The 25,301-nt window shown below is 66.3% G+C and carries 36 protein-coding genes and 3 pseudogenes; 37 read left to right on the top strand and 2 right to left on the bottom strand.

Features of this window, described 5'->3' with window-relative positions; genetic code table 11:
* Positions 1-255: 255 nt before the first annotated feature.
* The 5 genes from ACSHXC_RS16005 (at position 256) to tuf (ending at position 5,385) form a co-directional block, all read left to right on the top strand.
* Positions 256-714 (top strand): helix-turn-helix domain-containing protein, encoded by a 459-nt coding sequence (locus tag ACSHXC_RS16005; RefSeq protein WP_438292252.1) that lies wholly within the window; start codon positions 256-258, stop codon positions 712-714.
* A gap of 307 nt (positions 715-1,021) precedes the next feature.
* Complete coding sequence (gene rpsL / locus ACSHXC_RS16000) at positions 1,022-1,393, top strand: 30S ribosomal protein S12 (RefSeq protein WP_003948652.1); 372 nt, start codon at positions 1,022-1,024, stop codon at positions 1,391-1,393.
* 2 nt (positions 1,394-1,395) lie between these two features.
* A complete protein-coding gene (gene rpsG, locus ACSHXC_RS15995) occupies positions 1,396-1,866 on the top strand; it encodes a 30S ribosomal protein S7 (RefSeq protein WP_053731192.1) in 471 nt (156 codons plus the stop codon).
* Between the two features lie 39 nt (positions 1,867-1,905).
* The gene (gene fusA / locus ACSHXC_RS15990) at positions 1,906-4,032 is read left to right on the top strand and encodes an elongation factor G (protein WP_189963081.1); all 2,127 of its coding nucleotides are present in this window, start codon (positions 1,906-1,908) and stop codon (positions 4,030-4,032) included.
* Between the two features lie 159 nt (positions 4,033-4,191).
* Positions 4,192-5,385: an elongation factor Tu gene (tuf, locus tag ACSHXC_RS15985; RefSeq protein WP_053731194.1), complete on the top strand. Its 1,194-nt coding sequence runs from the start codon at positions 4,192-4,194 to the stop codon at positions 5,383-5,385.
* A 113-nt stretch (positions 5,386-5,498) separates the two neighbouring features.
* Here tuf and ACSHXC_RS15980 read toward each other — a convergent pair whose 3' ends face one another.
* Positions 5,499-7,553, bottom strand: a complete 2,055-nt coding sequence (locus ACSHXC_RS15980) for a PIG-L family deacetylase (protein WP_438292251.1) — start codon at positions 7,551-7,553, stop codon at positions 5,499-5,501.
* Positions 7,554-7,629: 76 nt separating this feature from the next.
* Positions 7,630-7,775: pseudogene (locus ACSHXC_RS15975) on the bottom strand (Uma2 family endonuclease); the annotation flags it as partial.
* Positions 7,776-7,949: 174 nt separating this feature from the next.
* Here ACSHXC_RS15975 and ACSHXC_RS15970 point away from each other — a divergent pair.
* From ACSHXC_RS15970 to rpsK, 32 genes and pseudogenes are all read left to right on the top strand, one after another.
* Positions 7,950-8,276: pseudogene (locus tag ACSHXC_RS15970) on the top strand (hypothetical protein); the annotation flags it as partial.
* Between the two features lie 136 nt (positions 8,277-8,412).
* Positions 8,413-8,916: pseudogene (locus ACSHXC_RS15965) on the top strand (WXG100 family type VII secretion target); the annotation flags it as partial.
* A 331-nt stretch (positions 8,917-9,247) separates the two neighbouring features.
* Positions 9,248-9,508 (top strand): scabin-related ADP-ribosyltransferase, encoded by a 261-nt coding sequence (locus ACSHXC_RS15960; protein WP_438292250.1) that lies wholly within the window; start codon positions 9,248-9,250, stop codon positions 9,506-9,508.
* Between the two features lie 62 nt (positions 9,509-9,570).
* A complete protein-coding gene (locus ACSHXC_RS15955; RefSeq protein ID WP_438292249.1) occupies positions 9,571-10,134 on the top strand; it encodes a type VII secretion system-associated protein in 564 nt (187 codons plus the stop codon).
* Positions 10,135-10,625: 491 nt separating this feature from the next.
* Positions 10,626-10,934 (top strand): 30S ribosomal protein S10, encoded by a 309-nt coding sequence (gene rpsJ / locus ACSHXC_RS15950; protein WP_003948644.1) that lies wholly within the window; start codon positions 10,626-10,628, stop codon positions 10,932-10,934.
* 14 nt (positions 10,935-10,948) lie between these two features.
* Positions 10,949-11,593 carry a 50S ribosomal protein L3 gene (gene rplC, locus ACSHXC_RS15945; RefSeq protein ID WP_344375256.1) on the top strand — a complete coding sequence of 215 codons (645 nt, stop codon included), beginning with the start codon at positions 10,949-10,951 and terminating at the stop codon, positions 11,591-11,593.
* 4 nt (positions 11,594-11,597) lie between these two features.
* The gene (gene rplD / locus ACSHXC_RS15940) at positions 11,598-12,248 is read left to right on the top strand and encodes a 50S ribosomal protein L4 (RefSeq protein ID WP_438292248.1); all 651 of its coding nucleotides are present in this window, start codon (positions 11,598-11,600) and stop codon (positions 12,246-12,248) included.
* Entirely contained in the window at positions 12,248-12,562 is a 315-nt protein-coding gene (gene rplW / locus ACSHXC_RS15935) for a 50S ribosomal protein L23 (RefSeq protein ID WP_438292247.1), read from the top strand. Before rplD ends, rplW begins: the two co-directional genes overlap by 1 nt.
* Before the next feature lie 39 nt (positions 12,563-12,601).
* Complete coding sequence (gene rplB / locus ACSHXC_RS15930) at positions 12,602-13,438, top strand: 50S ribosomal protein L2 (protein ID WP_189963078.1); 837 nt, start codon at positions 12,602-12,604, stop codon at positions 13,436-13,438.
* 12 nt (positions 13,439-13,450) lie between these two features.
* Positions 13,451-13,732: a 30S ribosomal protein S19 gene (gene rpsS, locus ACSHXC_RS15925; protein WP_053727608.1), complete on the top strand. Its 282-nt coding sequence runs from the start codon at positions 13,451-13,453 to the stop codon at positions 13,730-13,732.
* A 41-nt stretch (positions 13,733-13,773) separates the two neighbouring features.
* Positions 13,774-14,121 carry a 50S ribosomal protein L22 gene (gene rplV, locus ACSHXC_RS15920; RefSeq protein ID WP_031012097.1) on the top strand — a complete coding sequence of 116 codons (348 nt, stop codon included), beginning with the start codon at positions 13,774-13,776 and terminating at the stop codon, positions 14,119-14,121.
* Entirely contained in the window at positions 14,121-14,963 is an 843-nt protein-coding gene (rpsC, locus tag ACSHXC_RS15915; RefSeq protein ID WP_053727609.1) for a 30S ribosomal protein S3, read from the top strand. The genes rplV and rpsC overlap by 1 nt, the downstream gene beginning before the upstream one ends.
* Before the next feature lie 5 nt (positions 14,964-14,968).
* On the top strand, positions 14,969-15,388 hold the full coding sequence (rplP, locus tag ACSHXC_RS15910) for a 50S ribosomal protein L16 (protein WP_053727610.1): 420 nt from the start codon (positions 14,969-14,971) through the stop codon (positions 15,386-15,388).
* On the top strand, positions 15,388-15,612 hold the full coding sequence (rpmC, locus tag ACSHXC_RS15905; RefSeq protein ID WP_100578218.1) for a 50S ribosomal protein L29: 225 nt from the start codon (positions 15,388-15,390) through the stop codon (positions 15,610-15,612). The genes rplP and rpmC overlap by 1 nt, the downstream gene beginning before the upstream one ends.
* Positions 15,612-15,896: a 30S ribosomal protein S17 gene (rpsQ, locus tag ACSHXC_RS15900; RefSeq protein WP_008739702.1), complete on the top strand. Its 285-nt coding sequence runs from the start codon at positions 15,612-15,614 to the stop codon at positions 15,894-15,896. The genes rpmC and rpsQ overlap by 1 nt, the downstream gene beginning before the upstream one ends.
* 132 nt (positions 15,897-16,028) lie before the next feature.
* The gene (gene rplN / locus ACSHXC_RS15895; protein WP_053727611.1) at positions 16,029-16,397 is read left to right on the top strand and encodes a 50S ribosomal protein L14; all 369 of its coding nucleotides are present in this window, start codon (positions 16,029-16,031) and stop codon (positions 16,395-16,397) included.
* A 2-nt stretch (positions 16,398-16,399) separates the two neighbouring features.
* A complete protein-coding gene (gene rplX / locus ACSHXC_RS15890; protein ID WP_053727612.1) occupies positions 16,400-16,723 on the top strand; it encodes a 50S ribosomal protein L24 in 324 nt (107 codons plus the stop codon).
* Positions 16,723-17,280, top strand: coding sequence for a 50S ribosomal protein L5 (rplE, locus tag ACSHXC_RS15885; protein ID WP_261712270.1), 558 nt, complete (start codon positions 16,723-16,725; stop codon positions 17,278-17,280). Before rplX ends, rplE begins: the two co-directional genes overlap by 1 nt.
* A gap of 5 nt (positions 17,281-17,285) precedes the next feature.
* A complete protein-coding gene (locus ACSHXC_RS15880) occupies positions 17,286-17,471 on the top strand; it encodes a type Z 30S ribosomal protein S14 (RefSeq protein WP_003956452.1) in 186 nt (61 codons plus the stop codon).
* Between the two features lie 223 nt (positions 17,472-17,694).
* Positions 17,695-18,093: a 30S ribosomal protein S8 gene (gene rpsH / locus ACSHXC_RS15875; protein ID WP_003966947.1), complete on the top strand. Its 399-nt coding sequence runs from the start codon at positions 17,695-17,697 to the stop codon at positions 18,091-18,093.
* A gap of 21 nt (positions 18,094-18,114) precedes the next feature.
* On the top strand, positions 18,115-18,654 hold the full coding sequence (gene rplF / locus ACSHXC_RS15870) for a 50S ribosomal protein L6 (protein ID WP_189963077.1): 540 nt from the start codon (positions 18,115-18,117) through the stop codon (positions 18,652-18,654).
* Positions 18,655-18,657: 3 nt separating this feature from the next.
* A complete protein-coding gene (rplR, locus tag ACSHXC_RS15865) occupies positions 18,658-19,041 on the top strand; it encodes a 50S ribosomal protein L18 (protein ID WP_189963076.1) in 384 nt (127 codons plus the stop codon).
* A gap of 46 nt (positions 19,042-19,087) precedes the next feature.
* Positions 19,088-19,690: a 30S ribosomal protein S5 gene (gene rpsE / locus ACSHXC_RS15860; protein WP_189963075.1), complete on the top strand. Its 603-nt coding sequence runs from the start codon at positions 19,088-19,090 to the stop codon at positions 19,688-19,690.
* Entirely contained in the window at positions 19,690-19,872 is a 183-nt protein-coding gene (rpmD, locus tag ACSHXC_RS15855; protein ID WP_053682614.1) for a 50S ribosomal protein L30, read from the top strand. Before rpsE ends, rpmD begins: the two co-directional genes overlap by 1 nt.
* Before the next feature lies 1 nt (position 19,873).
* Positions 19,874-20,329 carry a 50S ribosomal protein L15 gene (rplO, locus tag ACSHXC_RS15850; protein ID WP_100578128.1) on the top strand — a complete coding sequence of 152 codons (456 nt, stop codon included), beginning with the start codon at positions 19,874-19,876 and terminating at the stop codon, positions 20,327-20,329.
* Between the two features lie 236 nt (positions 20,330-20,565).
* Complete coding sequence (secY, locus tag ACSHXC_RS15845; protein ID WP_438292246.1) at positions 20,566-21,879, top strand: preprotein translocase subunit SecY; 1,314 nt, start codon at positions 20,566-20,568, stop codon at positions 21,877-21,879.
* On the top strand, positions 21,879-22,535 hold the full coding sequence (locus tag ACSHXC_RS15840; protein WP_438292245.1) for an adenylate kinase: 657 nt from the start codon (positions 21,879-21,881) through the stop codon (positions 22,533-22,535). Before secY ends, ACSHXC_RS15840 begins: the two co-directional genes overlap by 1 nt.
* 276 nt (positions 22,536-22,811) lie before the next feature.
* A complete protein-coding gene (gene map / locus ACSHXC_RS15835; protein WP_438292244.1) occupies positions 22,812-23,657 on the top strand; it encodes a type I methionyl aminopeptidase in 846 nt (281 codons plus the stop codon).
* A 140-nt stretch (positions 23,658-23,797) separates the two neighbouring features.
* A complete protein-coding gene (gene infA, locus ACSHXC_RS15830) occupies positions 23,798-24,019 on the top strand; it encodes a translation initiation factor IF-1 (RefSeq protein WP_003956442.1) in 222 nt (73 codons plus the stop codon).
* A gap of 59 nt (positions 24,020-24,078) precedes the next feature.
* Positions 24,079-24,192, top strand: coding sequence for a 50S ribosomal protein L36 (gene rpmJ, locus ACSHXC_RS15825; protein ID WP_003956441.1), 114 nt, complete (start codon positions 24,079-24,081; stop codon positions 24,190-24,192).
* Positions 24,193-24,381: 189 nt separating this feature from the next.
* Complete coding sequence (rpsM, locus tag ACSHXC_RS15820; protein ID WP_053727621.1) at positions 24,382-24,762, top strand: 30S ribosomal protein S13; 381 nt, start codon at positions 24,382-24,384, stop codon at positions 24,760-24,762.
* A gap of 69 nt (positions 24,763-24,831) precedes the next feature.
* Entirely contained in the window at positions 24,832-25,236 is a 405-nt protein-coding gene (rpsK, locus tag ACSHXC_RS15815) for a 30S ribosomal protein S11 (RefSeq protein WP_003956432.1), read from the top strand.
* The last annotated feature ends 65 nt before the right edge of the window (positions 25,237-25,301 follow it).

Genomic DNA, 25,301 nt, shown 5'->3' with positions numbered 1-25,301 from the left:
CTGGAAGCGGGAGGGGTTGCGGACCCTCTTGTTGCGGTGGCGCAATCAACGTTACCGATATTGCGTGCGAGTGCGCAACAAACCTTGCTCTTGGTTGCGGGCGTTCGACGTTCCGTGGCCCGTTTCCAGCCGGTTGTCCCTGCGTATACCGGGTTTTTGCCTGGCGGGGTGGCTAGTTGCGGACTCGCACTTCATGCTGGTCATTGCGCGCGCGAACGGACGGTAGGGTCGGCTTTGTTGCGGAGGGAGCGTGCTATGGGCGAGAAAAGCTCGGATATGGAGCGGTTTGCGGGCTGGGTCGAGGACCTGATGCGCGAGCGCGGATACGACATCGACAGCCCGCGGGGCGGCGGCAGATCCCGGCTCGCGGAGGACGCGGGCGTCCATCGGGCCGCGGTGACCCGGCTGCTGCAGCGGCAGAGCCTGCCCGACCTGGAGACCATGCGCGCCCTCGCGCGGGTTCTGGGGGTGGGGCTGCGGGACATGCTGATCGAGTCGGGCCGGGTGACGGCCGAGGACCTGCCGCTGCCGGACGGGCCCCGCAAGGACCGTGTGGACGCCGGGCGCGGCAGGGTCACGCCCGCGGAGGCGGCCGAACTCCTGGGCATCCCGGACAGTCACCGCCGGCAGTTCGTCGAGATGGCGGAGATGATCATCGCGGTGAGCGGGGCCCGCTCTCGGGGCGTACACCCCCGGCGCTCGGCCAGCAGCTGAGCGGCGCCCCTCGGCGGACCCGGGATCCGGGCGGGACGACCGAGGGGCTGCTCACCGGCGTGTCGGGGTGGACGGCATTTGTTTTGACCCAAGTCGATGAGGTAGGTACGCTCAGACCTTGTGCCTGGGGTGTGCCTGGGCTCCGCTGCGTGCCTACGTCCGCAGCGCGAGCTTCTGGACCGGCCACCGCAATCTGCGCCTCTCCTGCCTTTGGGCGGGGGTCTGCAGTATTCGACACACCCGACCGCGTGGGTCGGAGACGTGTTCCAGGTTAGTTTTACTACGGCACACAGAAACCGGAGAAGTAGTGCCTACGATCCAGCAGCTGGTCCGGAAGGGCCGGCAGGACAAGGTCGAGAAGAACAAGACGCCCGCGCTCGAGGGTTCGCCCCAGCGTCGTGGCGTCTGCACGCGTGTGTTCACGACCACCCCGAAGAAGCCGAACTCGGCGCTCCGTAAGGTCGCGCGTGTGCGTCTGACCTCCGGCATCGAGGTCACGGCTTACATCCCGGGTGAGGGTCACAACCTGCAGGAGCACTCGATCGTGCTCGTGCGCGGTGGCCGTGTGAAGGACCTGCCGGGTGTTCGTTACAAGATCATCCGCGGTTCCCTCGACACGCAGGGCGTCAAGAACCGTAAGCAGGCTCGCAGCCGCTACGGCGCCAAGAAGGAGAAGTAAGAATGCCTCGTAAGGGCCCCGCCCCGAAGCGCCCGGTCATCATCGACCCGGTCTACAGCTCTCCTCTTGTCACCTCGCTGATCAACAAGATCCTGCTGGACGGCAAGCGCTCCACCGCCGAGCGCATCGTCTACGGCGCCATGGAAGGCCTCCGCGAGAAGACCGGCAACGACCCGGTCATCACGCTGAAGCGCGCGCTGGAGAACGTCAAGCCGTCCCTTGAGGTCAAGTCCCGCCGTGTCGGTGGCGCGACCTACCAGGTTCCGGTCGAGGTCAAGCCCGGCCGTCAGTCCACCCTCGCGCTGCGCTGGCTCGTGGGCTACTCCCGCGCCCGCCGTGAGAAGACCATGACCGAACGCCTCATGAACGAGCTGCTCGACGCCTCCAACGGCCTCGGCGCTGCGGTCAAGAAGCGTGAGGACACCCACAAGATGGCCGAGTCCAACAAGGCCTTCGCGCACTACCGCTGGTAGTCGCTACCCACATCGAGACCGAGAGAAGACTGAGCCGATATGGCTACCACTTCACTTGACCTGGCCAAGGTCCGCAACATCGGGATCATGGCCCACATCGACGCGGGCAAGACGACCACCACCGAGCGGATCCTGTTCTACACCGGTGTCTCGTACAAGATCGGTGAGGTCCACGACGGCGCTGCCACGATGGACTGGATGGAGCAGGAGCAGGAGCGCGGCATCACCATCACGTCCGCCGCGACGACCTGCCACTGGCCGCTCGAGGACGTCGACCACACCATCAACATCATCGACACCCCGGGCCACGTGGACTTCACGGTCGAGGTGGAGCGTTCGCTCCGCGTCCTCGACGGTGCGGTCACCGTGTTCGACGGTGTCGCCGGTGTGGAGCCGCAGTCCGAGACGGTCTGGCGTCAGGCCGACCGTTACGGCGTTCCGCGTATCTGCTTCGTCAACAAGCTCGACCGCACCGGCGCTGAGTTCCACCGCTGCGTGGACATGATCGTGGACCGCCTCGGCGCCACCCCGATCGTGATGCAGCTGCCGATCGGTTCCGAGGCCAACTTCGAGGGCGTTGTGGACCTGGTCCGCATGAAGGCCCTCGTGTGGTCCGCGGAAGCGACCAAGGGCGAGATGTACGACGTCGTCGACATCCCGGCCACGCACACCGAGGCTGCTGAAGAGTGGCGCGGCAAGCTGGTCGAGACCGTCGCGGAGAACGACGAAGAGATCATGGAGCTCTTCCTTGAGGGCGTCGAGCCCACCGAGGAGCAGCTGTACGCCGCGGTGCGTCGTATCACCATCGCGTCCGGCAAGGGCGGCGACACCACCGTCACCCCCGTGTTCTGCGGCACCGCGTTCAAGAACAAGGGCGTCCAGCCCCTGCTCGACGCCGTCGTCCGTTACCTGCCTTCCCCCCTGGACGTCGAGGCCATCGAGGGCCACGACGTCAAGGACCCGGAGGTCGTGGTCAAGCGCAAGCCGTCCGACGAGGAGCCCCTCTCGGCGCTGGCGTTCAAGATCGCGAGCGACCCGCACCTGGGCAAGCTCACCTTCATCCGGATCTACTCCGGTCGCCTGGAGGCCGGCACCTCGGTGCTGAACTCCGTCAAGGGCAAGAAGGAGCGCATCGGCAAGATCTACCGCATGCACGCGAACAAGCGTGAGGAGATCGAGTCGGTGGGCGCCGGTGACATCGTCGCCGTCATGGGCCTGAAGCAGACCACCACCGGTGAGACGCTGTGCGACGACAAGTCCCCGGTGATCCTGGAGTCCATGGACTTCCCGGCTCCGGTGATCCAGGTCGCCATCGAGCCCAAGTCCAAGGGTGACCAGGAGAAGCTGGGTGTCGCCATCCAGCGTCTCGCGGAGGAGGACCCCTCCTTCCAGGTTCACTCGGACGAGGAGACCGGCCAGACCATCATCGGTGGTATGGGCGAGCTTCACCTCGACGTCCTCGTCGACCGTATGCGTCGCGAGTTCAAGGTCGAGGCGAACGTCGGCAAGCCGCAGGTCGCGTACCGCGAGACGATCCGCAAGACCGTCGAGCGCGTGGACTACACCCACAAGAAGCAGACCGGTGGTACCGGTCAGTTCGCCAAGGTGCAGATCGCGATCGAGCCCATCGAGGGCGGCGAGGCGTCGTACGAGTTCGTCAACAAGGTCACCGGTGGCCGCATCCCCCGGGAGTACATCCCGTCGGTGGACGCGGGTGCGCAGGAGGCCATGCAGTTCGGCATCCTGGCCGGCTACGAGATGACTGGCGTCCGCGTCATCCTTCTCGACGGTGGCTACCACGAGGTCGACTCCTCCGAGCTCGCGTTCAAGATCGCCGGTTCGCAGGCCTTCAAGGAGGCCGCGCGCAAGGCTTCTCCCGTGCTCCTTGAGCCGATGATGGCCGTCGAGGTCGTCACGCCCGAGGACTACATGGGTGAAGTCATCGGTGACATCAACTCCCGCCGTGGCCAGATCCAGGCCATGGAGGAGCGCAGCGGCGCCCGCGTCGTGAAGGGCCTCGTGCCCCTCTCGGAGATGTTCGGCTACGTCGGCGACCTCCGCAGCAAGACCTCGGGTCGCGCAAGCTACTCGATGCAGTTCGACTCCTACGCCGAGGTTCCGCGGAACGTCGCCGAGGAGATCATCGCGAAGGCCAAGGGCGAGTAACTCTTCCGAGTTCACGCTTTAGGCTTGTCACCGGAGCCACTGGGGCATTCGGCGTAAACCATCAGGTTTGCGGTGAATGCCCCGGGCCCCGGCATCCCAGCAAAGATCACCTGGCGCCGATGAAGCAAGGCGTACAGAACCACTCCACAGGAGGACTCAGTGGCGAAGGCGAAGTTCGAGCGGACTAAGCCGCACGTCAACATCGGCACCATCGGTCACATTGACCACGGTAAGACGACCCTCACGGCCGCCATTACCAAGGTGCTGCACGACGCGTACCCGGACCTGAACGAGGCCTCGGCCTTCGACCAGATCGACAAGGCTCCTGAGGAGCGCCAGCGCGGTATCACGATCTCGATCGCGCACGTCGAGTACCAGACCGAGTCGCGTCACTACGCCCACGTCGACTGCCCCGGTCACGCGGACTACATCAAGAACATGATCACGGGTGCCGCGCAGATGGACGGCGCGATCCTCGTGGTTGCCGCCACCGACGGCCCGATGCCGCAGACCAAGGAGCACGTGCTCCTGGCCCGCCAGGTCGGCGTTCCGTACATCGTCGTCGCCCTGAACAAGGCCGACATGGTGGACGACGAGGAGATCCTGGAGCTCGTCGAGCTCGAGGTCCGTGAGCTCCTCTCCGAGTACGAGTTCCCGGGCGACGACCTGCCGGTCGTCAAGGTCTCGGCGCTCAAGGCGCTCGAGGGCGACAAGGAGTGGGGCCAGTCGGTCCTGAACCTGATGGCCGCCGTCGACGAGGCGATCCCGCAGCCCGAGCGTGACGTCGACAAGCCGTTCCTGATGCCGATCGAGGACGTCTTCACGATCACCGGTCGTGGCACCGTCGTCACCGGTCGTATCGAGCGTGGTGTCCTGAAGGTCAACGAGACCGTCGACATCGTCGGTATCAAGACCGAGAAGACCACCACCACGGTCACCGGCATCGAGATGTTCCGCAAGCTGCTCGACGAGGGCCAGGCCGGTGAGAACGTCGGTCTGCTCCTCCGTGGCATCAAGCGCGAGGACGTCGAGCGCGGCCAGGTCATCATCAAGCCCGGTTCGGTCACCCCGCACACCGAGTTCGAGGCCCAGGCGTACATCCTGTCCAAGGACGAGGGTGGCCGTCACACGCCGTTCTTCAACAACTACCGCCCGCAGTTCTACTTCCGTACGACTGACGTGACCGGTGTCGTTACCCTCCCCGAGGGCACCGAGATGGTCATGCCGGGCGACAACACCGCCATGACGGTCGCGCTGATCCAGCCGGTCGCCATGGAGGAGGGCCTGAAGTTCGCCATCCGTGAGGGTGGCCGGACCGTGGGCGCCGGCCAGGTCGTCAAGATCGTCAAGTAATTACTTGACCGTCTGACCTGGTAGCTCGCTGAGCTGTCAGAAGAGCCCCGCACCTTTCGAGGTGCGGGGCTCTTCGCGTTGTCCGGGGTTTTACGGCCGGGTTGCCGGGGTTTCTATGGCCGCCAGGACCAGGGCCGGGCGTCGACCCCGAGCCCGACGGCGAGCGCGCGCCCGTCCCGGACGTACAGGGTGGGAAGGCCGACGGGCACGACGCCCTGGGTACGCTTCAACACCCTTTGTTCATGGGCCAGTTGAAGGATCCCCTGCTCGTCCGCACCCAGCATGAACCCGCTTGCGGCGCCGACGGGCCCGTACCCGTCGAGTGCGACGGGTTTCGCGGGGCGGCCGCTCGCGTCCACGGAGGTGAGGTGCGGGGAGGCGGGGGAGCCGGGGTCCTGGAGGGCCTTTGCGGGGTCGGCGGACGTGCGGTACAGGAGCTGTACGCCGTCGCCGAGCGGGACCGGGGCCACCGCGTCGACGGCGAGCGGGAGCCGGGAGGGGGCGGGGGCGAGGGGTTTGCCCGGGGCGGCCTGGGTCCAGTGGTGCACGGTGTCGGCGCCGGCCGCGAAGACGTGCACGCGCCCGCGCCCGTCGACGACGCCGCTCAGCCCTTCCTGTACGGATGCGCCACCGAGATCGCGCCAGGGGGACCAGGTGCCGTCCGCCGCCCGGGTGCGTGAGCTGATGCCGCGGTCGGCGTTGCGCACGAAGAGGTGGACGCGCCCGTCCGGCGCGGCGAGGGCGAGCGGAGTCCCGATCCGCCGCCCGCGGTCGTCCCCGCGCTCGGGATTCCCGAGCCCTCGCCAGGCTCCGAACTTCCCGCCGGGGGAGGCCTGTTCGAGCGTGACGATCTCCCGGGTATTGGCGCCGGCCCGCCCTTGGAGGGACGAGAACCGCAGCCCGAACAGCATCTGACGCCCGTCGGGGAGGGTGGCGCCGCCGAGTACGGGAGCGAGGGGCGAGCCGCCGAGGTCCTCGGGGCCGCCCCAGCCGCCATCGTCGTTCCGGCTCCATCTCACGGCCCGCAGCCCGAGCACTCCGTAGGCGTACGAGCCGTCGCCGGACAGGGTGAGCCGGGTGCCGGGGTGGCGGTGGTGGGTGGAGCGGACCCACCCCTTCCAGTTGGTGAGGGGCCGGTTGCCGCCGACGTTGTAGTCCCCGCAGCCGCCGGGATTCCCGCACTGCCAGTCCTTGGCGCCGCCGTACGGAACGAGGTGCGCGGCCTTCTCGGCGAGCACCTTCGGGGGGAGGTTCTTGGGCCAGTGCCGGTTGTAGTAGGCGCGGTAGGCGGTGGCGAGGAAGGCGTTGCCCCGCTCGGCGTGCCGGATCATCGCGGCCCAGGCGAAGGAGGCGGCGGCGGTGTGGTCGGCGTGATCGGAGTACCCGGGCTGCTCGGAGTCGTGCGAGCGGTTCGCGGGGGAGCTGTGCTGGATGTCGGGGTCGGGATCGAGGGTCTGCACGAGGGTGGGCGCGTAGTCGTCGAGGATCCCGGCGAGGACGTCGACCATGTCGTCGTAGGTGTAGGCCTTGGCCTGGGTGAGCGGTGACCCTTCGGCGATGACGACGGGCAGCTGGAGGCGGTGGTCCTCCCAGAGGCTGGGCAGTCCCATCCGCCCCCCGAGCGGGGTGTGCATCGCGGTGTTGAGGAACACCAACTCCACGCTGCGGCCCCGGTGTTGGAGCCGGTTGACCTCGGCGCGGTGCCCGCCGCGCAGCTCGGCGACGGACTTCTCCCAGGGGGTGTACTTGTCGAGCCCGAGGAGGGTGGCGTAGGCCTGCCGCAGCCCCTGGTGCCGGGCGGAGGAGTAGGCGGCCTTGTCGTAGACGTGCGGCCCGGTGTCGCTGACCACCCGGTTGTCCCCATTGGCCTCCCCGCCGGTGACATACACGCTGACCAGCGGAACCCCGGAGTCGAGGGTGTGCTGGGTGTCGGGGTTCATGAAGTACAGGTCGTCGTCCGGGTGGGCGAGGATCTGGAGGAGGAGGGGGGTGCGGGGGGCGGCGAGGGGGGCGTCCTTGGCGGCGTGGGCGGCCGCGCGCCCGGTCGTGGGTACGGAACATCCCGCGACGGTGGCGGTGAGGCCGACGGCGGCCGCGGTTCCGAGGAGTGCGCGACGGGTGGGCCCGCCGGTGCCGCTGCGCTGGGCGCGACCGCTTACGTCGTACACGTACGTTCCGTCCGCTGGGTGCCGAGGGGGATACCGGCGATGCTACCGAGGGGGGTGATGGCAGGGGCGGAGCGGGTTATTCATAGCGGGGCAGGGATTCGGTGGAGATCGTCCACTCGGCGATGGTGACGTCCTCGCCGTGGACGAAGTCCTTGCGGGTCGCGTAGCGGGAGCCGTCGGGGGCCGGTGGATGTCGGTGGGGACGGCGCCCGTGCCGGTGCGGTGCGGGGGAGGGGAGATGCGGTGGGCCCGGGTCTTGGCCTGCGTCAGTGAGTCGGCTCAGGTCTTTCCGGGGCGGGCCTCGGGGACGTACGGAAATAGACGGCAAGGCGGCCACGCCGAGCCGCACTGCTATCGGTCAACTCGCCCTGAAATCAGCCCGATTCGCTTTGCGGAATGAAGCGGGCTCATGTGATTCTGCGGGGCGTGGAGATATCCGGGGGGCTTGTGGGGCAGGAGAGGCTGCGTGAGTTCGCCGCGGTGCTGGGGGAGTTCCGGCGTACCGCCGTGCTGGTGCCCGAAATCGACGGCGGGCCCTGGATCTCCGAGTGGGGCGGGGTCCGGTGGATCTGCGCGTTCTCCGACGAGGCGGCGCTGGCCCGGTTCGCGATCGCACGCGGTGAGGGATTCCGGGAGTGGGCGTATCAACGGGTGCTCGGCGCAAGGTTGTTGGATGTCGCGGTGCCGGCGCTCGGTACCCCGGCCGGGACTTCAGCGACAGCAAGCTGAACCTGTTCGGTCTTGCCCTGTCGGCCTCCGGCCAGGACGAGGCCGTGGACCAGTGGCGTGAGAAGACGTTCGGCCCGTCGCCCGCCGAACGCGCGGAGCAGCAGCGCACGAAGGGCGGAGGCCAGGGCTGATGGTGGATTTCGGGGGCTTGGTCGACGGAGGGAAGAACCTGCTGAACAAGGGCCTGGGCAAGGTCGAGGAGGGGATCGACGCCGGTAAGAAGGCGGTGGGTGGCGCCGTCGATGAAGGTGCGCACGCCGTCAGCGGCCTCCTGGACCGGGTCGGCGCACACGGTCTGGCCGAGCAGGTGGACGACCTCGGCGATGCGGTCGCCGCCGAACTCGGCGCGTACGTCGACGAGAAGCAGCTCGGTCAGACCGACCTGTTCAACGACCTCGTGCACGGCAATCCGAAGACGATCCGGGCCAACGCCAAGCACCTCGCCGATTTCTCCACCGCGTTCGGCAAGGTCGGTCAGGGCATGCGCCGGCTGGACTCCGGGAGCTGGAAGGGGCAGGCCGCCGACGCCTTCCGCGACCGGTTCGCGATGCACCCGGCGAAGTGGGACGAGGCGTCGTCCGCCTGCCACGACGCGTCCGGTGCTCTCGCCCACTACGCCGGGACCGTCGAGTGGGCCCAGAGCAAGCTCGAGCTCGACCACGTCGCCGTGGGCGTCGTCAAGGGCACCGCCGACATCCTGAACTTCGCCCGCAGCCTCAACCCCGAGGACCCCTACAACCTCCTCCACCCCGCCGAGTACGCGAAGGGCGTCACCACCACCCTGACCGGCCTCGTCTCCATGGACGCCCACCCGGAGCGGGCGGCCAAGAACATGTGGAACGAGTTCAAGCACGACCCGCTCGAATTCGGCGGGCGGCTGGCTCCCAACTTCGCCGAACCGGAAATGCTCGCTGCCGGCGGGCTGCGATCCACCGTCCAGTCCGGTCTCAGGGAGGACGTCCAGGATGCCGCCCGGGCCGGGGCGGCCAAGGGCGCGGCCGGACGGCATCGATGTGAATGCTTCGCATCCCAAGAATTTCAGAACCGCAGAGCAGGAGGTCACTTTTCCTGGGGGTCTTCGTGCGGAGAACATCAAGGGGGTGTGGGAGCGAACACCTGACGGGCAGTGGGGAAAATTCACCCTGAATCTCAATTATCAACCGCCCGTTGCCTCGGCTCCACCCCCGGTCCCCGGTCCCGACCTGCCACCAGGGTGGACGTTATGACTGGGCAATGACGGCCCGAGCAGCCGAATCACGCTGCGCAGAGAAAATTGGATGGATTCAGTATGAACGGAAACAACATGGCGCCGTCGGAACCCGTTCTGACCGACGAATTGCGGGCCCAGGCGAAAAGGGCGCCCGGTAGCTGGCTCTACTCCATCGACCCGGCGTACGACCCGAGGGGATCGGTTCCGCCGTACGCGGTCATCGGTGCCTGGCCGGTCGATGCGAAGGGCGACCCGGGGATGTTCAAGCGCAATCCCAATTATCGGCCGTCCCCGACGGCGCTCGGGCTTCCCGTCCCCACGGATGCGGTCGACGCGGCAATGCAGCTGGCCGCGACAGGGCACGGGCCGGACGCGGATGTGGTGGGCCGCCTGGCCGGAGCGACGGTATTTCTGGTGCCGACGGCTGAACCCGGGCTGGCCCTGTACAGCGATGCCCAGGGCCGCTTCGTGCCCGTCCTGACCGCCCCGGGCCACGCCCCGAGCACGGCACCGCATCTGCAAGCCGTCACCTGCGCCCAGCTCCTGGCGTCCCTGCCGCCCGATGTCGCCCTCAAGCTGAACCCGGGCAGCCGGGTGTCCGTGCGCATCCCTTCGGCGGATGTCAGGGCGCTGATGCGATGACGGCCCTCCGTGGGCGGCCAGGCCGGATGTGGCCCGGGGCACCCTCGTCGACGTGCAGGAATGGCACTGAGTGGCGCTCGGGCGCGTGCCGAATGCGTGAGTGCATGTGACGTGGGGTACGCTTCCCGGCTGCGATTGGCCAGGCCCTGGCCCCGTATGGCAGACTGTCGGGGTTGCTCGGTTGAGTGCCGATGCTGCGCGCCTCCCGCCGGGAGGACCGGAAGCGAGTCCCACAGTACTCGTCGTCCCTGCTCAGGGGCGGACGTACGGGAATCTTCCGGGAAGTGTCAGCGGGGCTCCGGCCAGGCGTCCGGTGGGTGTTCTACCCCCATCTGCGAGGTCCTGTGGCCCGCATCCCCTTGGTTGGGAAATTCCGTATGGGGTTTCTGCGTAGAGGGAGTGCGACACGCCCGACCGCGTGGGTCGGAGGTGGGAGTCAGTGGATCCCCCGGGTTCCAGAGCGTTACGAGACAAAGGACTACTAGGTAGCCATGGCGGGACAGAAGATCCGCATCCGGCTCAAGGCCTACGACCACGAGGTCATCGACTCCTCGGCGAAGAAGATCGTCGAGACGGTGACCCGCACTGGTGCGTCGGTCGCGGGCCCGGTGCCGCTGCCCACTGAGAAGAACGTGTACTGCGTCATCAAGTCGCCGCACAAGTACAAGGACTCTCGCGAGCACTTCGAGATGCGCACGCACAAGCGCCTCATCGACATCCTCGACCCCACGCCGAAGACGGTTGACTCGCTGATGCGTCTCGACCTCCCGGCCGGCGTCGACATCGAGATCAAGCTCTGAAGGGACGGGCCGAGATGAGCAAGAACATCAAGGGCGTCCTGGGCGAGAAGCTCGGCATGACCCAGGTCTGGGACGAGAACAACCGGGTCGTCCCGGTCACCGTCATCAAGGCCGGGCCGTGCGTCGTGACGCAGGTTCGCACCAACGACGTCGACGGCTACGAGTCGGTCCAGATCGCCTTCGGCGAGATCGACCCGCGCAAGGTGAACAAGCCCCTCAAGGGCCACTTCGCCAAGGCCGACGTGACCCCGCGCCGCCACCTGGTGGAGCTCCGCACCCCTGACGCCAGCGAGTACACGCTGGGCCAGGAGATCACTGCCGAGGTGTTCGAGTCCGGCGTCAAGGTCGACGTCACGGGCAAGAGCAAGGGCAAGGGCTTCGCCGGTGGCATGAAGCGTCACAACTTCAAGGGCCTGGGCGCCGGTCACGGTGTGCAGCGCAAGCACCGCTCGCCCGGTTCCATCGGTGGCTGCGCCACCCCTGGCCGTGTGTTCAAGGGCACCCGCATGGCGGGCCGCATGGGCAACGAGCGTGTCACCACCCAGAACCTGACCATCCACGCGGTTGACGCGGAGAAGGGTCTGCTGCTCATCAAGGGCGCGGTCCCCGGTCCGAACGGCGGCCTCGTCCTGGTCCGTACCGCGGCCAAGGGGGCTTGAGGTAATGAGCACCATTGACATCCTTTCGCCGGCAGGCGACAAGGCCGGTACCGTCGAGCTCCCCGCGGAGATCTTCGACGCGAAGACCAGCGTTCCGCTGATCCACCAGGTCGTCGTCGCTCAGCTGGCAGCTGCCCGTCAGGGCACGCACAAGACCAAGACCCGTGGCGAAGTCCGCGGTGGTGGCAAGAAGCCTTACCGCCAGAAGGGCACCGGCCGCGCGCGCCAGGGTTCGACCCGTGCGCCGCAGTTCGCCGGCGGTGGCGTCGTCCACGGCCCCGTGCCGCGTGACTACTCGCAGCGCACCCCGAAGAAGATGAAGGCCGCCGCCCTGCGTGGTGCCCTCTCCGACCGGGCGCGCCACTCCCGCATCCACGTCGTCACCGGCGTGGTCGAGGGCACGGCTTCCACCAAGGCCGCCAAGACGCTGTTCGGCAAGATCTCGGAGCGCAACAACCTGCTCCTGGTCGTCGACCGCGCCGAAGAGGCCGCGTGGCTGTCCGCCCGCAACCTGCCCCAGGTCCACATCCTGGAGCCGGGCCAGCTGAACACGTACGACGTGATCGTCTCCGACGACGTGGTCTTCACCCAGGCCGCTTTCGAGTCCTTCGTGTCTGGCCCCAAGGCCGATGACAACGAGGGGAGCGAGGCCTGATGGCCGAGATCACCAGCAAGACCTTCACGGACCCGCGCGACATTCTTGTCAAGCCGGTTGTTTCCGAGAAGAGCTACGCGCTGCTCGACGAGAACAAGTACACGTTCATCGTCGCGCCGGGCTCCAACAAGACCCAGATCAAGCAGGCCGTGGAAGCGGTCTTCTCGGTCAAGGTCACCGGGGTCAACACGATCAACCGCCAGGGCAAGCGCAAGCGCACGAAGACCGGTTTCGGCAAGCGTGCCGACACCAAGCGCGCCATCGTGACCCTTGCTGAGGGCGACCGTATCGACATCTTCGGCCAGGCCTCCTAACGGAGCGCCCTGGTCCGAATATCGGACGAGGACTGAGAAATGGGTATCCGCAAGTACAAGCCGACGACTCCGGGCCGTCGTGGCTCCAGCGTCGCCGACTTCGTCGAGATCACGCGGTCCACGCCGGAGAAGTCGCTGGTCCGCCCCCTGCACAGCAAGGGCGGCCGTAACAACACCGGTCGTGTGACCGTCCGTCACCAGGGCGGTGGCCACAAGCGTGCCTACCGCGTGATCGACTTCCGTCGTCACGACAAGGACGGCGTGCCGGCCAAGGTCGCTCACATCGAGTACGACCCGAACCGCACCGCGCGCATCGCGCTCCTGCACTACGCAGACGGCGAGAAGCGCTACATCATCGCGCCCCGTGGCCTCGGCCAGGGTGACCGCGTTGAGAACGGCCCCGGGGCCGACATCAAGCCGGGCAACAACCTGGCGCTGCGCAACATCCCGGTCGGTACGACCATCCACGCCATCGAGCTGCGTCCCGGCGGCGGTGCGAAGTTCGCCCGCTCCGCGGGTGCTTCGGTGCAGCTGCTGGCGAAGGAGGGCACGATGGCCCACCTTCGTATGCCGTCCGGCGAAATTCGCCTGGTCGACGCCCGCTGCCGCGCCACCATCGGCGAGGTCGGCAACGCCGAGCAGTCGAACATCAACTGGGGCAAGGCCGGCCGCATGCGCTGGAAGGGCGTCCGCCCGACCGTCCGCGGTGTCGCGATGAACCCGGTTGACCACCCGCACGGTGGTGGTGAGGGCAAGACCAGTGGTGGTCGCCACCCGGTCTCCCCGTGGGGTCAGAAGGAGGGTCGTACTCGCTCGCCGAAGAAGGCATCGAGCAAGTACATCGTCCGCCGCCGCAAGACGAACAAGAAGCGCTAGGAGCGGGTTTAGATGCCGCGCAGTCTCAAGAAGGGACCCTTCGTCGACGGACACCTCATCAAGAAGGTGGACGCTCAGAACGAAGCTGGTACCAAGAACGTCATCAAGACCTGGTCCCGTCGCTCGATGATCATCCCGGCCATGCTCGGCCACACGATCGCGGTGCACAACGGCAAGACCCACGTCCCGGTGTTTGTCTCCGAGTCGATGGTCGGCCACAAGCTCGGTGAGTTCTCGCCGACTCGCACCTTCCGCGGCCACGTCAAGGACGACCGGAAGTCGAAGCGCCGCTAACGCGGGGTGGAATGACCATGACAGACACTGGAAGGACAACCATGGAAGCCAGGGCCCAGGCGCGGTACATCCGCGTTACGCCCATGAAGGCCCGCCGCGTGGTGGACCTTATCCGTGGCATGGATGCCACGGAGGCTCAGGCGGTCCTGCGTTTCGCCCCGCAGGCCGCGAGCGTGCCGGTCGGCAAGGTGCTGGACAGCGCCATTGCCAACGCCGCGCACAACTACGACCACACGGACGCCTCTTCGCTGTACATCAGCGAGGCGTTTGTGGACGAGGGCCCGACCCTGAAGCGGTTCCGTCCGCGTGCTCAGGGCCGTGCCTACCGGATCCGTAAGCGGACCAGCCACATCACCGTGGTCGTCAGCAGCAAGGAAGGAACCCGGTAATGGGCCAGAAGGTTAACCCGCATGGGTTCCGGCTCGGTATCACCACGGACTTCAAGTCCCGCTGGTACGCCGACAAGCTGTACAAGGACTACGTCAAGGAAGACGTCGCCATCCGTCGGATGATGACGTCCGGCATGGAGCGCGCCGGCATCTCGAAGGTTGAGATCGAGCGCACCCGTGACCGCGTGCGGGTGGACATCCACACCGCGCGTCCCGGCATCGTCATCGGCCGCCGTGGCGCCGAGGCCGACCGCATCCGCGGCGACCTCGAGAAGCTCACGGGCAAGCAGGTCCAGCTGAACATCCTCGAGGTCAAGAACCCCGAGATGGACGCTCAGCTGGTTGCTCAGGCCGTTGCCGAGCAGCTCTCCTCCCGCGTCTCCTTCCGTCGTGCCATGCGCAAGAGCATGCAGGGCACGATGAAGGCCGGCGCCAAGGGCATCAAGATCCAGTGCGGCGGCCGTCTCGGCGGCGCCGAGATGTCCCGCTCGGAGTTCTACCGCGAAGGCCGTGTGCCGCTGCACACCCTGCGCGCGAACATCGACTACGGCTTCTTCGAGGCCAAGACGACCTTCGGCCGCATCGGCGTGAAGGTCTGGATCTACAAGGGCGACGTCAAGAACATCGCCGAGGTTCGCGCCGAGAACGCAGCGGCCCGTGCGGGTAACCGCCCGGCCCGTGGTGGCGCCAACGACCGTCCGGCCGGTGGCCGCGGTGGCCGTGGCGGCGAGCGTGGCGGTCGCGGCCGCAAGCCGCAGCAGGCTGCGCCGGCTGCCGAGGCCCCCAAGGCCGAGGCTCCCGCCGCCGCCGCTCCGGCTGAGAGCACCGGAACGGAGGCCTGACCGAAATGCTGATCCCCCGTAGGGTCAAGCACCGCAAGCAGCACCACCCCAAGCGCCGCGGTATGGCCAAGGGTGGTACGACGGTTGCGTTCGGCGAGTACGGCATTCAGGCCCTCACGCCGGCGTACGTGACCAACCGCCAGATCGAGGCGGCTCGTATCGCGATGACCCGCCACATCAAGCGTGGCGGCAAGGTCTGGATCAACATCTACCCGGACCGCCCGCTGACGAAGAAGCCTGCCGAGACCCGCATGGGTTCCGGTAAGGGTTCTCCGGAGTGGTGGGTCGCGAACGTTCACCCGGGCCGGGTGATGTTCGAGCTGTCCTACCCGAACGAGAAGATTGCTCGTGAGGCGCTCACCCGAGCTGCTCACAAGCTCCCGATGAAGTGCCGCATCGTCCGGCGCGAGGCAGGTGAGGCGTGATGTCGGCCGGAACCAAGGCGTCCGAACTGCGCGAGCTGGGCGACGAGGAGCTTCTCGGCAAGCTCCGCGAAGCCAAGGAAGAGCTGTTCAACCTCCGCTTCCAGGCGGCGACGGGCCAGCTCGAGAACCACGGTCGGCTCAAGTCCGTCCGTAAGGACATCGCCCGGATCTACACCCTGATGCGCGAGCGCGAGCTGGGCATCGAGACGGTGGAGAGCGCCTGATGAGCGAGAAGAATGTGACTGAGACGACTGAGCAGCGCGGTTTCCGCAAGACCCGTGAGGGTCTGGTCGTCAGCGACAAGATGGACAAGACCGTCGTCGTCGCTGTCGAGGACCGTGTGAAGCACGCGCTGTACGGCAAGGTCATCCGCCGTACGAACAAGCTCAAGGCGCACGACGAGCAGAACGCTGCCGGTGTCGGCGACCGCGTCCTCATCATGGAGACGCGTCCGCTGTCGGCGAGCAAGCGCTGGCGCATCGTCGAGATCCTCGAGAAGGCCAAGTAAGGCAATTCGCGCAAGCGAATTCCATACAGAAACAGTCCGAGGGGTTTTCCCTCGGGTTAGTTCCGCCAGGCTCGGCCGGGGCTTGATACCTCAAGCCCCGGCCGGGAACCGGCAGACGATCAGGAGATAGACGTGATCCAGCAGGAGTCGCGACTGCGTGTCGCCGACAACACTGGTGCGAAGGAAATCCTTTGCATCCGTGTGCTCGGTGGCTCCGGTCGCCGCTACGCGGGTATCGGTGACGTCATCGTCGCCACCGTCAAGGACGCGATCCCCGGTGGCAACGTGAAGAAGGGCGACGTCGTCAAGGCTGTCGTCGTGCGCACCGTCAAGGAGCGTCGTCGTCAGGACGGCTCGTACATCCGCTTCGACGAGAACGCGGCCGTCATCCTCAAGAACGATGGCGACCCCCGCGGCACCCGCATCTTCGGCCCGGTGGGCCGGGAGCTGCGCGAGAAGAAGTTCATGAAGATCATCTCGCTCGCGCCGGAGGTGCTGTAAGCATGAAGATCAAGAAGGGCGACCTGGTTCAGGTCATCACCGGTAAGGACAAGGGCAAGCAGGGCAAGGTCATCGCGGCCTTCCCCCGCGAGGACCGCGTCCTGGTCGAGGGTGTCAACCGGGTCAAGAAGCACACCAAGGCCGGCCAGACCGCTCGCGGTTCGCAGACCGGTGGCATTGTGACGACCGAGGCCCCGATCCACGTGAGCAACGTTCAGCTCGTCGTGGAGAAGGACGGCAACAAGGTCGTCACCCGCGTCGGTTTCCGCTTCGACGACGAGGGCAACAAGATCCGCGTTGCCAAGCGGACGGGTGAGGACATCTGATGGCTACCACCACCACTCCGCGTCTCAAGACGAAGTACCGCGAGGAGATCGCGGGCAAGCTGCGTGAGGAGTTCTCGTACGAGAACGTCATGCAGATCCCCGGCCTCGTGAAGATCGTGGTCAACATGGGTGTGGGCGACGCCGCCCGCGACTCCAAGCTGATGGATGGCGCGGTTCGCGACCTCACCACGATCACCGGCCAGAAGCCGGCCGTCACCAAGGCCCGCAAGTCCATCGCGCAGTTCAAGCTGCGTGAGGGTCAGCCGATCGGCTGCCACGTCACCCTCCGTGGTGACCGCATGTGGGAGTTCCTGGACCGTACGCTGTCGCTCGCGCTGCCGCGTATCCGTGACTTCCGTGGTCTGTCGCCGAAGCAGTTCGACGGCCGTGGCAACTACACCTTCGGTCTCACCGAGCAGGTCATGTTCCACGAGATCGACCAGGACAAGATCGACCGTACCCGGGGTATGGACATCACCGTGGTCACCACGGCGACCAACGACGACGAGGGCCGCGCGCTCCTTCGTCACCTCGGCTTCCCCTTCAAGGAGGCGTAAGCGAGATGGCGAAGAAGGCTCTCATCGCGAAGGCTGCCCGCAAGCCCAAGTTCGGTGTGCGTGCGTACACCCGCTGCCAGCGCTGCGGTCGTCCCCACTCCGTGTACCGCAAGTTCGGCCTGTGCCGCGTGTGCCTTCGTGAGATGGCTCACCGTGGCGAGCTGCCGGGCGTGACCAAGAGCTCCTGGTAATTCCCCTCTGTCCTTAGGGACTTGGGAATTTCCGGACGCTCTCGGTAAGTATCTGGTCGGCGGATGCCCTCCTCCATATGCCGTAGGCTTGTGGGGTTGGGCGTCCGCCGCCCATAACGACTTACTACGCCGTAGGTCCCCGCACCGCACCCGTCCCGCCACTGAGTGGGGAGAGGGATGGCGCATACAGGAAACCGCGGCGAGAGAGGCCGAAGGCCGATTCATGACCATGACTGACCCGATCGCAGACATGCTCACTCGTCTGCGTAACGCAAACTCGGCGTACCACGACTCCGTCGTGATGCCGCACAGCAAGATCAAGTCGCACATCGCGGAGATCCTCCAGCAGGAGGGCTTCATCACCGGCTGGAAGGTCGAGGACGCCGAGGTCGGCAAGAACCTCGTCCTCGAGCTGAAGTTCGGGCCGAACCGTGAGCGCTCCATCGCGGGCATCAAGCGGATCTCGAAGCCCGGTCTGCGTGTGTACGCGAAGTCCACCAACCTGCCGAAGGTGCTCGGCGGCCTGGGCGTGGCGATCATCTCCACGTCGCACGGTCTGCTCACCGGTCAGCAGGCAGGCAAGAAGGGCGTAGGTGGGGAAGTCCTCGCCTACGTCTGGTAGTCGGGAACGGAGGAAAAGCTAATGTCGCGAATCGGCAAGCTCCCCATCCAGGTTCCCGCCGGTGTGGACGTCACCATCGATGGCCGTACGGTTCACGTGAAGGGCCCCAAGGGTTCCCTCACGCACGCCGTTGCGGCTCCCATCGAGATCGTGAAGGGTGAGGACGGCGTTCTGAACGTCACCCGCCCCAACGACGAGCGTCAGAACAAGGCCCTGCACGGCCTGTCCCGCACGCTGGTGGCCAACATGATCACCGGTGTGACCCAGGGATACACCAAGGCGCTCGAGATCAGCGGTGTCGGTTACCGCGTCCAGGCGAAGGGCTCCAACCTGGAGTTCGCGCTGGGATACAGCCACTCGATCACCGTCGAGGCCCCCGAAGGCATCACCTTCAAGGTCGAGTCGCCCACGAAGTTCTCGGTCGAGGGCATCGACAAGCAGAAGGTCGGCGAGGTCGCCGCCAACATCCGCAAGCTGCGGAAGCCCGACCCGTACAAGGCCAAGGGTGTCAAGTACGCCGGCGAGGTCATCCGCCGCAAGGTCGGAAAGGCTGGTAAGTAAGCCATGGCATACGGTGTGAAGATCGCCAAGGGCGACGCTTACAAGCGTGCCGCCAAGGCACGTCGCCACGTCCGCATCCGCAAGCACGTGTCGGGTACGGCGGAGCGTCCGCGCCTCGTCGTGACGCGTTCCAACCGCGGTATCACCGCTCAGGTCATCGACGACCTCAAGGGTCACACCCTGGCGTCGGCGTCGACTCTGGACGCTTCGATCCGCGGTGGCGAGGGCGACAAGTCCGCGCAGGCCAAGCAGGTCGGTGCCCTGGTCGCTGAGCGCGCCAAGGCCGCCGGCGTCGAGACCGTCGTGTTCGACCGTGGTGGCAACAGGTACGCCGGGCGCATTGCCGCTCTGGCTGACGCCGCCCGCGAAGCCGGGCTGAAGTTCTAAGCCCCGGTTCCGGGACTAACGGACGTAACAGAGAGAGGTAAATCCAATGGCTGGACCCCAGCGCCGCGGAAGCGGTGCCGGTGGCGGCGAGCGGCGGGACCGGAAGGGTCGCGACGGTGGCGCTGCTGCCGAGAAGACCGCTTACGTTGAGCGCGTTGTCGCGATCAACCGCGTTGCCAAGGTTGTCAAGGGTGGTCGCCGCTTCAGCTTCACCGCGCTGGTCGTGGTGGGCGACGGTGACGGCACCGTAGGTGTCGGTTACGGCAAGGCCAAGGAAGTTCCCGCGGCCATCGCCAAGGGCGTCGAGGAAGCCAAGAAGAACTTCTTCAAGGTTCCCCGCATCCAGGGCACCATCCCGCACCCGATCCAGGGCGAGAAGGCGGCCGGCGTTGTCCTGCTGAAGCCTGCTTCCCCCGGTACCGGTGTTATCGCCGGTGGCCCGGTGCGCGCGGTGCTCGAGTGCGCCGGCGTTCACGACATCCTGTCGAAGTCGCTCGGCTCCGACAACGCGATCAACATCGTGCACGCGACCGTGGAGGCCCTCAAGGGCCTGCAGCGTCCCGAGGAGATCGCGGCTCGCCGTGGTCTGCCCCTTGAGGCCGTTGCCCCCGCGGCTCTGCTTCGTGCGCGTGCGGGAGCGGGTGCGTAATGGCCCGTCTCAAGATCACGCAGACGAAGTCGTACATCGGCAGCAAGCAGAACCACCGCGACACCCTGCGTTCGCTCGGGCTCAAGCGCCTGAACGACGTGGTTGTCAAGGAGGACCGCCCCGAGTTCCGCGGCATGGTGCAGACCGTCCGCCACCTCGTGACGGTTGAGGAGGTTGACTGACATGGGTGAGAACAGCCCGCTGAAGGCCCATAACCTCCGTCCTGCCCCGGGCGCGAAGACCGCCAAGACCCGCGTGGGTCGTGGTGAGGCGTCCAAGGGTAAGACCGCAGGTCGTGGTACCAAGGGTACGAAGGCCCGCTACCAGGTTCCGGAGCGCTTCGAGGGTGGCCAGATGCCCCTCCACATGCGTCTCCCGAAGCTCAAGGGCTTCAAGAACCCGTTCCGCACCGAGTACCAGGTCGTGAACCTGGACAAGCTCGGCGCTCTCTACCCCGAGGGTGGAGAGGTCACGGTGGCCGACCTGGTCGCCAAGGGCGCGGTGCGCAAGAACAGCCTCGTCAAGGTCCTGGGCCAGGGCGAGATCTCCGTGGCGCTGCAGGTGACGGTTGACGCCGTCTCCGGCTCCGCCAAGGAGAAGATTGCCGCTGCCGGCGGCACCGTCACCGAGCTCGTCTGAGACAGCTTGATGGCTTGAACATCCGACCGGGGATGCCTCTCAAATGGGGCATCCCCGGTTGGTCGTTCCTAGGGGGGCATAGTCGCCGGTAAGGTGGCGTGCACTGTCTAAGTTCCGTGCTGTGTGCCTGGACGGCTACAGTACGGATTTTTAGCAGATTCAAGACTTCAGTCCTTATTCGTCGATCCTCAAGACCGTCACCCTGACGCACTTGCGCGGGGGTCGCAGGAGGCACCGTGCTCACCGCGTTCGCCCAGGCGTTCAAGACGCCTGACCTGCGCAAGAAGCTGCTCTTCACACTCGGCATCATCGTGATCTACCGGCTCGGTACGCATGTGCCCATGCCCGGGGTGAGCTACAAGAACGTCCAGATCTGTGTGGACCAGGCCCAGCAGAACAGCGGTCTGTTCAGCCTGGTCAACATGTTCAGCGGCGGTGCGCTGCTGCAGATCACGATCTTCGCGCTTGGCATCATGCCGTACATCACGGCGAGCATCATCCTGCAGTTGCTGACCGTGGTGATCCCACGCCTGGAAGCCCTCAAGAAGGAGGGTCAGGCGGGTACGGCGAAGATCACGCAGTACACGCGTTACCTGACCGTCGCGCTGGCGATCCTTCAGGGCACCGGCCTCGTGGCCACCGCCCGCAACGGCGCGCTCTTCAACGGCTGCTCGGCCGCCACGGAGATCATCCCGAACCGGTCGATCTTCACCACCATCACGATGGTCATCACGATGACCGCCGGTACCGCCTGCGTCATGTGGCTCGGTGAGATCATCACTGACCGCGGCATCGGCAACGGCATGTCCATCCTGATGTTCATCTCGATCGCCTCCAGCTTCCCGAGCTCCCTGTGGGCCATCAAGAAGCAGGGCCACCTCGCCGGTGGCTGGATCGAGTTCGGCACCGTGGTGCTCGTCGGCCTGGTCATGGTCGGGCTCGTGGTCTTCGTCGAACAGGCACAGCGGCGCATCCCCGTGCAGTACGCGAAGCGCATGATCGGCCGCAGGTCGTACGGCGGAACCTCCACGTACATCCCGCTGAAGGTCAATCAGGCCGGTGTGATCCCGGTCATCTTCGCCTCGTCGCTGCTCTACATTCCGGCGCTGATCGTCCAGTTCTCGAACTCGACGGCGGGCTGGGCGACCTGGATCAAGGACAACTTGACCAAGGGCGACCATCCTTACTACATCGTCAGCTACTTCCTGTTGATCGTGTTCTTCGCCTTCTTCTATGTGGCGATCTCGTTCAACCCCGAGGAAGTCGCCGACAACATGAAGAAGTATGGTGGCTTCATCCCGGGCATCCGGGCTGGCCGACCGACCGCTGAGTACCTGAGCTACGTACTCAACCGGATCACCTGGCCGGGGTCGCTGTATCTGGGGCTGATCGCGCTCGTACCGACAATGGCGTTGATCATCTTCGGCGGTGTCCAGAGCTTCCCGCTCGGCGGGACGAGCATCCTCATCATCGTGGGTGTGGGTCTGGAAACCGTTAAGCAGATCGAGAGCCAGCTTCAGCAGCGCAATTACGAAGGGTTCCTCCGCTGATGCGAATCGTCCTCGTCGGACCGCCCGGTGCAGGCAAGGGAACGCAGGCCGCGTTCCTTGCCGCGAATCTGGCGATCCCGCACATCTCCACGGGCGACCTCTTCCGTGCCAACATCAGCCAGGGCACGGACCTCGGCAAGCAGGCCAAGGCGTACATGGACGCCGGCAACCTGGTACCGGACGAGGTCACCATCGGGATGGCCAAGGACCGCATGGAAGCGCCGGACGCCGTGAACGGCTTCCTGCTCGACGGCTTCCCCCGCAACGTGGTGCAGGCCGAAGCGCTGGACGAGGTGCTGAAGGCGGACGGCGTGAAGCTGGACGCCGTGCTCGACCTGGAAGTCCCCGAGGACGAGGTCGTCAAGCGCATCGCCGGCCGGCGCATCTGCCGCAACGACAGCGCGCACGTCTTCCACGTGGCGTACAACGCCCCGAAGCAGGACGGCGTCTGCGACAAGTGCGGCGGCGAGCTGTACCAGCGCGGTGACGACACCGAGGACACCGTGCGCAAGCGGCTCGAGGTCTACCACAGCGAGACCGAGCCGATCATCGACTACTACCGTGCGCAGGGGCTGGTCATCACGATCTCCGCGCTCGGCAAGGTCGACGAGGTCACGAGCAAGGCGATGGCCGCGCTTCGCCGCGAAGCGGCGTAGTCCTCGCACCCAACGCTGCCCTACGGCCGCGGTGCCCCCTGGCGGGGGTGCCGCGGCCGTTTGCATGCCGGCCAGCCTGTCGTCCTGGGGGCTCCGCCCCAGACCCCGTATCGCGCCTTGAGGGCGCTCGTCCTCAAACTCCCCCAAGGCCTTAAGGGCCAGGGGGACCCCCATGACGGGCTGGGTATGCCGGAGGGGGATAGGAATCCGGCACCCGGCGAGGAAGCCTTATCGTTGTTGGTGACCCGTACCTGTCCAGAAAGGCGTGAGCCGCACATGGTGGAGATCAAGACCCCCGAGCAGATCGCGAAGATGCGCGAGGCGGGGCTGGTCGTCGCCGCGATCCACGCCGCCACCCGCGAGGCCGCGGTGCCCGGGTCCACGACGAAGGACCTGGACGAGGTGGCCCGCAAGGTGATCGCCGAGCACGGCGCCAAGTCGAACTTCCTGGGGTACGGCGGATTCCCCGCCACGATCTGCACCTCGGTCAACGAGGTCGTCGTGCACGGGATCCCCGACGACAAGACCGTCCTGAAGGACGGCGACATCATCTCCATCGATGCCGGCGCGATCATCGACGGCTGGCACGGCGACGCCGCGTACACCGCGTTCGTCGGCACCGGGCACGCGCCCGAGCTGATCGAGCTGTCCCGGGTGACCGAGGAGTCCATGTGGGCCGGCCTCGCCGCGGTGAAGAAGGGCAACAAGCTCCTCGACGTCTCGCGCGCGATCGAGTCGTACATCCGGCGCCAGCCGCGCCCCTCGACGGGTAAGTACGGGATCGTCGAGGAGTACGGGGGCCACGGCATCGGCTCCGAGATGCACATGGACCCGCACCTCCTGAACTACGTCGACAAGCGCCGCATGCTGGGCCGCCACAACCCGAAGCTGATCCCGGGCTTCTGCCTGGCGATCGAGCCGATGGTCTCGCTCGGCACGCCCCGCACCGAGGTCCTGGAGGACGACTGGACGGTCGTCACGACCGACGGCTCCTGGTCCTCGCACTGGGAGCACTCCATCGCCCTGACGGAGAACGGCCCCCTGGTCCTGACGATGCCGGACGGCGGCAAGGCGAAGCTGGCGGAGTATGGCATCACCACTGCCCCCGACCCTGCGGCGTAACGATCTCCGCGTTGGGGCAAACTCATCTGATTCGTCTTTTCGAGTGCCCTGACGTAGACTGATGCGTCGGCTCTCGTGTACCCGTGTGTCCACACACGGCTGCGGGAGTCGATCAAGGTAGCCGATTCGAAAGGCGAAGCGTGGCCAAGAAGCAAGGTGCCATCGAAATCGAGGGCACCGTGATCGAGTCCCTCCCGAACGCCATGTTCAAGGTGGAACTCCAGAACGGTCACAAGGTCCTCGCGCACATCAGCGGCAAGATGCGGATGCACTACATCCGTATCCTCCCGGATGACCGGGTTGTGGTGGAGCTTTCTCCCTACGACCTGACGCGTGGCCGGATCGTCTACCGGTACAAGTAGATCTTGCCCACGTCGCTGTTCCAGCGGCGGTGGCACTGACCCGGAGAACCTGACATCCCATGAAGGTCAAGCCGAGCGTCAAGAAGATCTGCGACAAGTGCAAGGTGATCCGCCGTCACGGCCGGGTCATGGTCATCTGCGACAACCTGCGCCACAAGCAGCGCCAGGGCTGACGCACGCCGACCGACCTGCATTTCGCAGTTCTTCCCGCGACGCGAGCAAAACGTACATACGCAGCATCCACCTGGCCGGTTTCCCCGGCTGGTGACACCTCCGGCGGGGGCCGGGGACCCGAAACGTACCTAGTACGGCGGTCGGGAGCGGTGCTGCGGAAGACCCCCGAAAACAACTGGAGCCAGTAAATGGCACGCGTTTCCGGTGTTGACATCCCGCGCGAAAAGCGTGTGGAGATCGCACTCACCTACGTCTTCGGTATCGGGCGCACCCGGTCCAAGGAGATCCTCGCCTCGACCGGCGTGAACCCGAACACCCGCGTTCGTGACCTGGCCGAAGAGGACCTGGTCAAGATCCGCGAGTACGTGGACGCCAACCTCCGCACCGAGGGTGACCTTCGCCGTGAGGTTGCCGCCGACATCCGCCGCAAGGTCGAGATCGGCTGCTACCAGGGTCTGCGCCACCGTCGTGGTCTGCCGGTCCACGGTCAGCGCACCAGCACGAACGCTCGTACCCGCAAGGGCCCGCGTCGCGCCATCGCCGGTAAGAAGAAGCCGGGCAAGAAGTAGTCCACAGCGGACGCTTTTCAGCGGTCTTCGCTGTAGGACCGATCACCTCCCCTCCATCTGGAGTAAGACATGCCCCCCAAGGGTCGTCAGGGCGCTGCCAAGAAGGTGCGCCGCAAGGAAAAGAAGAACGTCGCTCACGGCCACGCGCACATCAAGAGCACGTTCAACAACACCATCGTCTCGATCACGGACCCCTCGGGCAACGTGATCTCCTGGGCGTCCGCCGGCCACGTCGGCTTCAAGGGCTCCCGCAAGTCGACTCCGTTCGCCGCGCAGATGGCCGCCGAGTCGGCCGCCCGCCGCGCGCAGGAGCACGGCATGCGCAAGGTTGACGTCTTCGTCAAGGGCCCGGGCTCCGGTCGCGAGACCGCGATCCGCTCCCTCCAGGCCACCGGCCTTGAGGTCGGCTCGATCCAGGACGTCACCCCGACGCCGCACAACGGCTGCCGTCCCCCGAAGCGCCGCCGCGTCTGACGCACGGCTGCTTCAAGGATTGCCTTGAGGTTCGGGCGGTACGGCTCATTCCGGCCGTGCCGCCC

The sequence above is a fragment of the Streptomyces sp. HUAS TT7 genome, from assembly GCF_051550175.1.
Lineage (GTDB): Bacteria > Actinomycetota > Actinomycetes > Streptomycetales > Streptomycetaceae > Streptomyces.
This window is presented reverse-complemented; position numbering and strand designations above follow the sequence as displayed.

Excerpts from the sequence above, each read along its gene's own strand:
- rpmC (WP_100578218.1), top strand. The coding sequence starts at position 15,388 with ATGTCGGCCGGAACCAAGGCGTCCGAACTGCGCGAGCTGGGCGACGAG.
- rplD (WP_438292248.1), top strand. The coding sequence starts at position 11,598 with ATGAGCACCATTGACATCCTTTCGCCGGCAGGCGACAAGGCCGGTACC.
- rplF (WP_189963077.1), top strand. The coding sequence starts at position 18,115 with ATGTCGCGAATCGGCAAGCTCCCCATCCAGGTTCCCGCCGGTGTGGAC.
- rplO (WP_100578128.1), top strand. The coding sequence starts at position 19,874 with ATGGGTGAGAACAGCCCGCTGAAGGCCCATAACCTCCGTCCTGCCCCG.
- fusA (WP_189963081.1), top strand. The coding sequence starts at position 1,906 with ATGGCTACCACTTCACTTGACCTGGCCAAGGTCCGCAACATCGGGATC.
- rpsJ (WP_003948644.1), top strand. The coding sequence starts at position 10,626 with ATGGCGGGACAGAAGATCCGCATCCGGCTCAAGGCCTACGACCACGAG.
- rplB (WP_189963078.1), top strand. The coding sequence starts at position 12,602 with ATGGGTATCCGCAAGTACAAGCCGACGACTCCGGGCCGTCGTGGCTCC.
- ACSHXC_RS15960 (WP_438292250.1), top strand. The coding sequence starts at position 9,248 with ATGCCGCCCGGGCCGGGGCGGCCAAGGGCGCGGCCGGACGGCATCGAT.
- rpsM (WP_053727621.1), top strand. The coding sequence starts at position 24,382 with ATGGCACGCGTTTCCGGTGTTGACATCCCGCGCGAAAAGCGTGTGGAG.
- rplR (WP_189963076.1), top strand. The coding sequence starts at position 18,658 with ATGGCATACGGTGTGAAGATCGCCAAGGGCGACGCTTACAAGCGTGCC.
- rpsQ (WP_008739702.1), top strand. The coding sequence starts at position 15,612 with ATGAGCGAGAAGAATGTGACTGAGACGACTGAGCAGCGCGGTTTCCGC.
- rpsE (WP_189963075.1), top strand. The coding sequence starts at position 19,088 with ATGGCTGGACCCCAGCGCCGCGGAAGCGGTGCCGGTGGCGGCGAGCGG.
- ACSHXC_RS15880 (WP_003956452.1), top strand. The coding sequence starts at position 17,286 with ATGGCGAAGAAGGCTCTCATCGCGAAGGCTGCCCGCAAGCCCAAGTTC.
- rplE (WP_261712270.1), top strand. The coding sequence starts at position 16,723 with ATGGCTACCACCACCACTCCGCGTCTCAAGACGAAGTACCGCGAGGAG.
- rpsH (WP_003966947.1), top strand. The coding sequence starts at position 17,695 with ATGACCATGACTGACCCGATCGCAGACATGCTCACTCGTCTGCGTAAC.
- rpmD (WP_053682614.1), top strand. The coding sequence starts at position 19,690 with ATGGCCCGTCTCAAGATCACGCAGACGAAGTCGTACATCGGCAGCAAG.
- ACSHXC_RS15955 (WP_438292249.1), top strand. The coding sequence starts at position 9,571 with ATGAACGGAAACAACATGGCGCCGTCGGAACCCGTTCTGACCGACGAA.
- rplX (WP_053727612.1), top strand. The coding sequence starts at position 16,400 with ATGAAGATCAAGAAGGGCGACCTGGTTCAGGTCATCACCGGTAAGGAC.
- ACSHXC_RS15840 (WP_438292245.1), top strand. The coding sequence starts at position 21,879 with ATGCGAATCGTCCTCGTCGGACCGCCCGGTGCAGGCAAGGGAACGCAG.
- map (WP_438292244.1), top strand. The coding sequence starts at position 22,812 with ATGGTGGAGATCAAGACCCCCGAGCAGATCGCGAAGATGCGCGAGGCG.
- rpsS (WP_053727608.1), top strand. The coding sequence starts at position 13,451 with ATGCCGCGCAGTCTCAAGAAGGGACCCTTCGTCGACGGACACCTCATC.
- rpsC (WP_053727609.1), top strand. The coding sequence starts at position 14,121 with ATGGGCCAGAAGGTTAACCCGCATGGGTTCCGGCTCGGTATCACCACG.
- rplC (WP_344375256.1), top strand. The coding sequence starts at position 10,949 with ATGAGCAAGAACATCAAGGGCGTCCTGGGCGAGAAGCTCGGCATGACC.
- rpsK (WP_003956432.1), top strand. The coding sequence starts at position 24,832 with ATGCCCCCCAAGGGTCGTCAGGGCGCTGCCAAGAAGGTGCGCCGCAAG.
- ACSHXC_RS16005 (WP_438292252.1), top strand. The coding sequence starts at position 256 with ATGGGCGAGAAAAGCTCGGATATGGAGCGGTTTGCGGGCTGGGTCGAG.
- rpsG (WP_053731192.1), top strand. The coding sequence starts at position 1,396 with ATGCCTCGTAAGGGCCCCGCCCCGAAGCGCCCGGTCATCATCGACCCG.
- rpmJ (WP_003956441.1), top strand. The coding sequence starts at position 24,079 with ATGAAGGTCAAGCCGAGCGTCAAGAAGATCTGCGACAAGTGCAAGGTG.
- rplV (WP_031012097.1), top strand. The coding sequence starts at position 13,774 with ATGGAAGCCAGGGCCCAGGCGCGGTACATCCGCGTTACGCCCATGAAG.
- rplW (WP_438292247.1), top strand. The coding sequence starts at position 12,248 with ATGGCCGAGATCACCAGCAAGACCTTCACGGACCCGCGCGACATTCTT.
- rplP (WP_053727610.1), top strand. The coding sequence starts at position 14,969 with ATGCTGATCCCCCGTAGGGTCAAGCACCGCAAGCAGCACCACCCCAAG.